1 pseudogene is annotated in these 563 nt (G+C 44.4%); it reads left to right on the top strand.

Annotated features, from left to right (window positions below):
- Positions 1–498, top strand: a pseudogene (locus CWC18_RS19120) (transposase); the annotation flags it as partial.
- Positions 499–563: the final 65 nt, after the last annotated feature.

The raw sequence follows: 563 nt of genomic DNA, 5'->3' as shown, positions 1-563 counted from the left end.
CGATTTTGGGAGGGGCGCTTTAAATCACAAGCTTTACTTGATGAAGCGGCATTGGCAGCTTGTATGGCGTATGTTGATTTAAACCCAATTAGAGCCAAAATGGCAGATAAACCAGAAACCTCAGACTACACGAGTGTTAAGACCCGCTGTGAACATGCCAAAGAAGGCAAGCAACCGAAACACTTGGCGCGTTTTGCAGGTAGCCCCCGAAAGTACATGCCCAAAGGTTTACCCTTTGAATTAAAGTCCTACTTAGAACTGGTAGAATTAACTGGCCGATGTATGCGGGCAGATAAGCGAGGCGATATAAGCCCAATCAGCTCACCAATTCTAGACAGACTCAACATCGCCCCAGAGAACTGGCAAAAACTCACCACCCAATTTACCAAAGTATTCCATGGTGCTGTAGGTCGGCCTAAGAAGCTAGATAACTATTGCGCGAGCCTAGAAATTAAACGGCGGGCTAATTATAAGCAGTGTGAAAAATTACTGACTTGACTGCTATACCATCAAGATAATTTCTAGATACCCAATACATTATAGCCAGGGCAAGAGCATGAAAA

The organism is Pseudoalteromonas aurantia (assembly GCF_005886875.1).
GTDB classification, from domain to species: Bacteria; Pseudomonadota; Gammaproteobacteria; order Enterobacterales; family Alteromonadaceae; genus Pseudoalteromonas; species Pseudoalteromonas aurantia_A.
The sequence above is the reverse complement of the archived record's forward strand: the minus strand, read 5'-3'. Positions and strand labels throughout refer to the sequence as shown.